The organism is Methylobacterium sp. Leaf111, assembly GCF_001423285.1.
In the GTDB taxonomy this organism is placed as follows: domain Bacteria; phylum Pseudomonadota; class Alphaproteobacteria; order Rhizobiales; family Beijerinckiaceae; genus Methylobacterium.
Window position 1 is genome coordinate 36366 of record NZ_LMNE01000020.1, and the last position, 8203, is coordinate 44568.

At 71.2% G+C, this 8203-nt stretch carries 8 protein-coding genes and 1 pseudogene; 3 read left to right on the top strand and 6 right to left on the bottom strand.

What is annotated here, in order from left to right; genetic code table 11:
* Positions 1–10: 10 nt before the first annotated feature.
* Positions 11–316 (top strand): hypothetical protein, encoded by a 306-nt coding sequence (locus ASF41_RS12635; RefSeq protein ID WP_056382667.1) that lies wholly within the window; start codon positions 11–13, stop codon positions 314–316.
* Positions 317–418: 102 nt separating this feature from the next.
* Here ASF41_RS12635 and fixJ read toward each other — a convergent pair whose 3' ends face one another.
* Both fixJ and ASF41_RS12645 read right to left on the bottom strand, forming a co-directional pair.
* The gene (fixJ, locus tag ASF41_RS12640; protein WP_056220050.1) at positions 419–1027 is read right to left on the bottom strand and encodes a response regulator FixJ; all 609 of its coding nucleotides are present in this window, start codon (positions 1025–1027) and stop codon (positions 419–421) included.
* A complete protein-coding gene (locus ASF41_RS12645) occupies positions 1017–2567 on the bottom strand; it encodes a PAS domain-containing sensor histidine kinase (RefSeq protein ID WP_056493625.1) in 1551 nt (516 codons plus the stop codon). Before ASF41_RS12645 ends, fixJ begins: the two co-directional genes overlap by 11 nt.
* Positions 2568–2869: 302 nt before the next feature.
* Between ASF41_RS12645 and ASF41_RS12650 the strand changes: the two genes are divergently transcribed.
* A complete protein-coding gene (locus ASF41_RS12650) occupies positions 2870–3736 on the top strand; it encodes a universal stress protein (protein ID WP_056220044.1) in 867 nt (288 codons plus the stop codon).
* Between the two features lie 196 nt (positions 3737–3932).
* On the opposite strand, the gene ASF41_RS12655 is transcribed toward ASF41_RS12650, so the two are convergent.
* From ASF41_RS12655 to ASF41_RS12670, 4 genes are all read right to left on the bottom strand, one after another.
* Positions 3933–4274, bottom strand: coding sequence for a BLUF domain-containing protein (locus ASF41_RS12655; RefSeq protein ID WP_244472509.1), 342 nt, complete (start codon positions 4272–4274; stop codon positions 3933–3935).
* 121 nt (positions 4275–4395) lie between these two features.
* Positions 4396–4719 (bottom strand): cytochrome c, encoded by a 324-nt coding sequence (locus ASF41_RS12660; RefSeq protein WP_056493628.1) that lies wholly within the window; start codon positions 4717–4719, stop codon positions 4396–4398.
* Positions 4719–5534 carry a universal stress protein gene (locus ASF41_RS12665; protein ID WP_056493649.1) on the bottom strand — a complete coding sequence of 272 codons (816 nt, stop codon included), beginning with the start codon at positions 5532–5534 and terminating at the stop codon, positions 4719–4721. The genes ASF41_RS12660 and ASF41_RS12665 overlap by 1 nt, the downstream gene beginning before the upstream one ends.
* 75 nt (positions 5535–5609) lie before the next feature.
* The gene (locus ASF41_RS12670; protein ID WP_056493635.1) at positions 5610–7556 is read right to left on the bottom strand and encodes a heavy metal translocating P-type ATPase; all 1947 of its coding nucleotides are present in this window, start codon (positions 7554–7556) and stop codon (positions 5610–5612) included.
* Positions 7557–7822: 266 nt separating this feature from the next.
* Between ASF41_RS12670 and ASF41_RS12675 the strand changes: the two are divergent.
* Positions 7823–8110, top strand: a pseudogene (locus tag ASF41_RS12675) (cytochrome ubiquinol oxidase subunit I); the annotation flags it as partial.
* Between the last annotated feature and the right edge of the window lie 93 nt (positions 8111–8203).

Below are 8203 nucleotides of genomic sequence, written 5' to 3' on the forward strand. Positions count from 1 at the left end.
ACGGGCTCCGATGCCGGGCAGACCATGCCGCCCCCAGATCTACCGCATCTTCCAGCACCGGCATGCGCCGGGGCTGTGTTGCGCCGTCCGCGAGGACCTGTCGATCCCGTCCTTCGTCGGGGCCCAGGGCTGGAACTTCGGCGCCGAGGTCCGCGAGACCGGAAGCCTGCCGTTCGGCTTCCAACCCGCACCGGCGCGCGAGGCCAGTGCCGCGTTCGGATATTACCTGTTTCATCATCCCTGCGAGACCCTGTCGGCTCGCTACTCCCGTCCCTGGGGCGGCGAGGGGGCCGAGCCGGATCGTTGCAGGCCGTGAGCGGCCGACGCCCTCACCGCCCCTCCGCGCTGTCGGGCGCCAGGTGCGCCAGGACCGGCGGCTCCCCCACGCGTTCCGTCCTTGCCGGGCCTCGCAGCCGCGTCAGGCTAGGCCGGCCAGCACGGACCATCGCACCAGCTCCTGCAGGCTGGCCGCCTGGGTCTTGGCCATGAGCTTGGCCCTGTAGATCTCGACGGTCCGCGGGCTGATGTCGAGGGTGCGGCCGATGTCCTTGCTGGAGCCGCCCGCGACGAGTTGGTCCATCACCTGACGCTCGCGGTCGCTCAGGGTGCCGACCCGTCGGACGAACTCGTCGAGGGTGGGATCGACGACCTTGGCCGCTCCGCCCCGGTTCAGGGCGGAGCGCAGCGCCTGCACCAACGCTTCGTCGTCGAACGGCTTCTCGATGAAGTCGCAGGCCCCGAGCTTCATCGCCTCCACCGCGAGCTGCACGTCCCCGTGCCCCGTCATCACCACCACGGGGAGGGTATGGCCGCAGGCCCGCAGGCGGCGCAGCAGCTCGAGCCCGTCGACGCCGGGCATGCGGATGTCGGTCAGGACGCACCCGCGGGCCGGCTTGACCAGCGTGTCGAGGAGGTCCGTCGCGGCCTCGTAGAGCGCGATCTCGAAGCCCGCGGTGTCGAGCAGGAAGCCGACCGAATCCCGCATCGCCGGGTCATCGTCGACCACGTGCACGAGGCTATGGGCCATGGATGGCATCTCCCTCCGGGGCGGTCGCCAGGGTCAGGCGAAACGTCGCCCCGCCGGCCGCGTTGCGCTCGACCGTGAGGCGGCCGCCATGCGCCTCGATGATGGTGCGGCAGATCGAGAGGCCGACGCCCATCCCGCTGGCCTTCGTGGTCACGAAGGGCTGGAACAGCCTGTCGGCGACCTCGTCCGCGATGCCGGGGCCGGTGTCCGCCACCGTGATCTCGACCGCCTCGGCGGAGAGCGCATGGGCGTCGACGGCCAGTTCGCGCCGTTCGCTGTGCTGCATGGCCTCGCGCGCGTTGCGCATCAGGTTGACCAGGACCTGCTGGACCTGCACCCGGTCCGCCAGAACGGCCTTCAGGCCGGGGGCCACGCGGAGGCGGGCGACGAGGCCCTGCTCCCGGGCGCCGACCAGGGCCAGGGCGCCCGCCTCCTCGATCAGCCGCGAGACCGACTCGAGGCGGCGTTCGGTCTCGCCGCGGGTGACGAACTCCCTCAGGCGGCGGATGATCTGCCCGGCCCGCAGGGCCTGCTCGGCGGTCTTGTCGAGAACCTCGATGGTCTTGGCAATGGCTTCGGGACCCGGGTTCGCGAGCAGGCGACGGCAGCCCTTGGTGTAGTTGGCGATGGCGCCGAGCGGCTGGTTCAGCTCGTGGGCCAGGGTGGATGCCATCTCGCCCATGGCGCTCAGGCGCGAGATGTGGACGAGTTCGGATTGCAGTTCCTGCAGCCGTGCCTGGATCCTCTGTTGCTCGGTCAGGTCGTTGATGAAGCCGGTGAAGAAGACCTGCTCGCCCGAGCGCATCTCACCGATGGCGAGCTCCATCGGGAAGGTCGTGCCGTCCGCCCGCTGGCCCGTCACGACCCGATGGATGCCGATGATGCGGCGCTCCCGGGTTCGGCGGTAGTGGTCGAGGTAGCCATCGTGCTCGCCGCGCATCGGCTCCGGCATCAGCATGCGGACGTTGCGCCCGATGGTCTCGGCGGCCGCGTATCCGAAGAGGCGCTCGGCCGCCGTGCTGAAGGAGGTGATGAGGCCGGCCTCGTCGATGACGACCATGGCCTCGGGCACCGTGTCGAGGATCGAGCGCAGGTGCGCCTCGCGGGCGCGCAGGTCCGCCTCGGCCTTCTTCTGCTCGTGGATGCTGAGGACGACGCCCCGGTGACGCACCGGTCGGCCCTCTGCGTCGCGGTTCACCTGCCCGCACGAGCGCAGCCAGCAGACCTGACCGTCCGGCCGCACAACCCGGTAGTCGACCTCGTAGCTCCCGCCATCCCGCAGGGCCCCCTGGATGGCATCGGCCCGCGCCTGGCGGTCATCGGGGTGCACCAGGGCCTGGGAGGCCGTGAAGGTGGTCAGTCGCTCCGGCGGAACGCCGAAGAGCCGGGCGCAGGTCGGCGAGACCGTGACGCGGCCGGTCGGGATATCCAGAGACCAGATGCAGACGCCCACGTCGTCCAGGGTCTGCCGGAGTTCGTCGACGGTCAGCGTGCCGTCGCCCAGATGGCCGAGGGACATCGAGCCGATGGGGTTCGTCATCGTTCGCCCCCTTCGGCGCTGGCTATTCCAGGGCTCCAAAGAACAATCTCTGCAACCAGTCCGTTCAAGGACGTCACGTGATGGACGCTTCCACGAACAGCAACATCTTCGGCCAACATCATGGCCCGCAGATCAATGGCCGGCGATTGATGCGGTTTCTATCACTGAAGATAGTCGATGGATACCGCGCAACTGCTGGCCGCGGCTAAGCATCTTGTGGCGAAGGGGGCGTTTGAGGTGGATCAAGGCGGCTGGGTCGCAACGGGACGAACACGGGACCCAGCAGAACTTGGAGACGCCCCATGGCGAAGCCCCCCTCATCCCCGCTCGCAGCCATTCGCGACATCCTCGTCGGCACGACCGTCGAGACCGCGTACGAGGAACCCTCGAGCGCCATCGGTTACGGCCTGACGCTCGCGAAAGCCGCCGGCGCCCACCTCACGGTCCAATCCGCCTCGTGGTGCCTCTCGGGCGACGATGCCTGGCTCGGCAGTTTCGATCTCGACGACGACGGGGTCGCGCGCATCGACCGGCGCCTCGATGCGATGGCCCGTTCCGTCGCGGACCGTGCGGCCGGGGACGCGGCGCAGGCGGGCGTGCTCTGCACGACGCAGACGCCGAGCCTGCCTTACCCGGACGTCGTCGGTCGGCTGGTGGCTCAGGCCAGCCTGCATGACCTGACCGTCCTGGATGCGGGACCGCGGACCTACGATCTGGATCGCGAGGTGATCGAGAAAGCCCTCCTCGCAAGTGGTCGTCCGGTCATCGCAGTGCCGCCGGGACACGACGCCTTCACCGGTCGGAAGATCATCGTGGCCTGGGACGGCAGTGCGCAGGCGGCGCGGGCGGCCAACGACGCGATGCCGTTCCTCTGCGCGGCGGACGCCGTCGAGATCGTCTGCGTCGCCGGCACAGAAGAACTCTACACATCGGTTCCGGGTGCCGAGTTCGCGCCTCACCTCGCGCGCCACGGCGTGACCGTCAGCGTCGTCGACGTCCCGGTGGTGGGGGACACCGCGGAGACGCTTCGCAACCAGGCGACGATGTTTCACGCCGACATGATCGTGATGGGGGCGTACGGCCATTCCCGCGTCCGCGAGTTCTTCTTCGGTGGCGTCACGCGCGCCCTCCTGAGAAGCAGCCCGGCCCCCCTGCTCCTCGCGCACTGACGAGGGGAGGTTCGGTCACGAGACCGAGCCGCCGATACCGCGTTCCCGTTGCGGCCGTCCGGGTCGCACGGCCCAACACCCCGTCCCGTCCGCGATCCCGCCGTGGCGCGGGAGGCGCCTTGGGACGAAAACGACCCGCGCGCCGTGACGGATGCCGGGGGCTGTGGCGAGACCCCTTCGAAGCGGCGCGGGGCCTTCACCGGGGGGCGCGCGCAAACTCCCGCATGAACGCCAGGAGCCGTCGCAGATGGTGGCGGTCGGGTTCCGGCCGCGAGCCCGTCGCGAGGGCGCCGATCAAACCGTCGACGAAGAGAGACCCGCCCGAATAGGCGATCGACCAGTCGGCGAAGTCACGCCGCGGGGCGTCTCGGTCCTGCACCACGTGGACTTGCGTATGCCGCCGGTCGCGGCGGATGCTCTCCATCAGTTCGTCGATGGCGGCGCGCGAGCCTTCCAGGATCTGGGCGAAGCGTCCGTCGGTCGCGATCAGCGCGCCGGTGACGTTCAGCCGAACGTTCCTGACATGGGCGGCGTCCACGATGTCCCGGATGTCCGCTTCCGTCGCCTGCCTGCGACTGACGTAGAGAAAGGATCGCTCCATGGGCTTCTTCGACCTTCGTCTTCGTCCACCGGCCGGATCGCCATCCCGGGGAGGACTGTCATCGCCTCAGGGTCTTCAGATACGCGGTGAGGTCGTCGGCATAGGAGGGATCGAGCTGAAACGCGGGCATGGCCGGGTGACGTCGCTCGACACCCTCGACCAGGATGTCGGCGAGATCATCGATGGGAAAGCGGCGGGCGAGCGTTCGAAACGCCGGCGCCTCGGGCATCGGGCTGACTCCCCGAGAGCCGATGCCATGGCATCGCGCGCAGGTCGCGCGGGCCAACGCCTTGCCGCGTGAGGCCGATCCGTCACGGGCCGTGGCGGGGGGCGCGACGAGCCCGAACAGCGCGACCGATGCGAGGACGAGCGCGCGGCGCATCAGTGGCTCATCAGGCAGCAGACGGGTGCCGTCTGCAGGATGGCGTGGGTCATGCCGCCGAAGATCCATTCCCGAAGGCGCGAATGTCCATAGGCTCCCAGGACGATCAGGTCGGCGTATTCCCGGCGTGCGAAGCGCAGGATCTCGTCGGCTTCGACCGACCGGCTTCCGAACAGGGCATGGGTGGTGGCATTCACGTCGTGGCGCGACAGGTGGGCCGCCACCTCCTCGATTCCCTGGAATTGCGTCTCCTGTCCGACCGAGACGAGGTAGACGTGGTCCGCCTGTCGCAGGAAAGGCAGCGCCGCCGTGACGGCCCGCCGGGCCTCGAGGGTGTCCTTCCAGGCGACGACGATGCGGTCGGCGCCCAGGTGCTCGATCCCCGGGGGAACGATCAGGACCGGACGTCCCGCCTCCATCAGCAACGGGCCGGGCAGCACCGTCATCGCGCCCGGCACGGCATCGGCCGGGCCATGGCGCCCGACCAACACGAGATCCGCCGCGCGGGCCTCCCGGGCGAGGTTGGCCGTGGGATGTCCCTCGGTGAACCGCCAGTCGGTGCGGAGGCCCTCGCGGGCATGGCGCAGGAACAGGTCCCGGACCCGGGCGGCCTCGTCGCGCGATCGGCGTTCCTCGGCCGCGCGCAGGATCCCGTCCGCCTGCATGTTGGCGAATGCGGACGGTCCGGGGATCGGCCGGGCCGCCACGCCGGTCAGGTCGGCCTCGAAGCGCCGCGCCAGGCCGGCGGCGAGACGGACGCGGTCGGCGGAACCGCGATCCAGGTCCACGGATACCAGGATGTGCGCGTAACCCACGGCCGCCTCCCCGAGCCGCCGAGCCCGGCGGAAGGGCAATCTGGCTCGGCCCGGCTCCGCCGGCCTTGATCCATCTCAAGGGACGGCACGAGGCCGCTGGGCCGGGCGCGCGGATTCGTCGGCATCGGATGCCGGGGCGGTCATCGGACCACCGAGCGCCCGCATGGCGTTGAGGATGACGGCGACGTCGATGACCTCCTGCAACAGGGCGCCCCGCAGCGGCGTCAGGTAGCCGAGGGCCGCCGCGACCATGCCGGCGAGCGACAGGCCGAGGCCGACCAGCACGCTTTGGAGCGCGATGGCCCGGGCCCGCCGGGCGATGCGGATCGCATCCGGAAGCGGCGCGAGGCTGTCGATCAGCAGGACGACGTCCGCCGCCTCGGCCGCCGCGGCCGCGCCCCTGGCGCCGAGCGCGACCCCGAGATCGGCGGCCGCCAGGGCGGGCGCGTCGTTGACGCCGTCCCCCACCATCATCACCAACCCCTGGCCCCGTTCGCGCGCCACGACCTGCGTCTTCCCCGCAGGATCGAGATCGGCCGCCAGGGCATCGATGGGCAGGCCCGCGATCAGCGCCTGCGCGACGCTGCGCCGGTCTCCGGTCGCGAGCACCACGCGCCGGATGCCGCAGCGGCGCAGGTCCGCGAGCGTCCGTCCGCCATCCGTTCGTACCGGGTCGGCGAAGCTCAGGATCGCGGCGGGCCTGCCGTCCACGGCCACCAGCACCGTCGCGGCCACGGCATCCGCGTTCCGGACGGCGTCCGTCTCCGGGAAGGGGATGCCGTGCGCCCGCATCGTGCGGGGTCCGCCGACCCTCACGGGCCGCCCCGCGACGAGGCCCGACACGCCCTCGCCCGGGACTTCGGCCACCTGCGTCGGCTGCGTCAGCGTAAGGCCGCGGGCGAGGGCCGCATCGACCAGGGCACGGGCCGTCGGATGGCCGGAGGCTTGGTCGAGGGAGGCGGCCAGCCTCAGGACATCCTGCTCCGCGACGGGACCGAGGCGATCCACGGCCGTCAGCCGCGCCGTCCCGTGGGTCAGCGTCCCGGTCTTGTCGACCACCAGGACGCGCACCCGCGCCAGCTTCTCCAGGGCGCCGCCGCCCTTGATGATGACGCCGATGCCGGCCGCCCGCGACAGACCGGAGATCAGGGCAACGGGCACCGCGAGGATGAGCGGGCAGGGCGTGGCGACGACCAGCACCGCGAGGGCCCGCAGGGGATCGCCCGTGGCAGCCCAGGCGCCCCCGGCCAGCATCAGGGTCAGGCCGAGGAAGGCCAGGCCGTAGCGGTCGGCGAGGCGCGCCATCGGCGCCTTCTGGGTTCGGGCGGCCTCGACGAGCCGGACGATCCCCGCATAGGTGCTCTCGGCGGCCCGGCGCTCGGCCAGGAGCGTGAAGGGCGCCCCGACATTGACCGTGCCGCTCAGCACGGACGCGTTCGCTTCGAACGTGACCGGCAGGGCCTCGCCGGTGAGCGTCGCCTGATCGAGGATGGCCCGGCCCGCGGCGACGCGGCCGTCCACCGGCAGGACGTCGCCCACGCGCACGAGGATGCGGTCGCCCGGGGCCAGGGTCTCGATAGGGACTTCCCTCACGCCGCTCGAGGCCTCGCGGAGGGCGGAGCGTGGCTGCCGGGCGAGCAGCGCCGTCATGGCCCGCCCGGCGCGTCCGGAGGCGTAGGCTTCCAGGGATTGGCCACCGGCATACATGAGGGCGATGACGACGCCGGCCAGCGGCTGCGACAGGGCGAGCGCGCCGCCCATCGACAGCAGGGCGACGAGGTCGAGCCCGACGTCGCCGCGCGCCAGGCTGGTCACGACCTGGAGCGCGAGGACGGCAAGGACCGCCAGCGTCGGAAGCGTCCACGCCCAGGCCGCGATGTCCGGGCGACCGAGCGCTTCGGCGGACAGGCCGGCGCAGAGGCCGGCGAGCGGAAGGACGGCCAGCCCTCCGCGCAGGCCCGTCAGCCAGCCGAGGCCCGCCGGCGCGCGCGAAGTCCTGGGGTCAACGGCCGCGGTCGTCATTCTCAGGGTCGCTTCCGGCTGTCGGGGGCCTTCGGGGTGCGCCCGTGTCGACCGGGGAGCCTTGCGCTGGATCAACAGGCGCCCGTTGCGTCGACGGAGAGGGCCGAAGCCTCGCGACGGCGAGCGCTGCGTCGCCGCGCCGATCCCGCATCGCCCGCCGGGAAGAGTTTTTGGTGCCTTGATCCAGCGCAAGGTCGCGGCGTCGGCCCCCCGCCATCGTCGGGCGGATGGATCCGGGCACATCGCCCGGACGCCCGGAGATCCCGATGCCTTCCCTGACCCTGCCGAGCGCGGTGGACCTGGCCCGCACCCAGTTCGCCCTGACCGTCGTGTGGCACTTCCTGTTCCCGGCCTTCACCATCGGCCTGGCGAGTTTCCTGGCCGTCCTGGAGGGCCGCTGGCTGGCCACCGGCAAGGCCGTCTACCTCGATGTCTACCGCTACTGGCTCAAGGTCTTCGCCGTCGCCTTCGCCATGGGCGTCGTGTCGGGCCTGGTGATGTCCTACCAGTTCGGCACCAACTGGTCGGTCTTCGCCGACCGCACCGCGCCTGTCTGTCGTCAGATGATTTGGGACATTCAGCGGTGTTCAGGAGCGGAGGCTCTGGTCCATCTGGGGTGAGAGGTTAGGCAGCCTGCGCGTGATGGC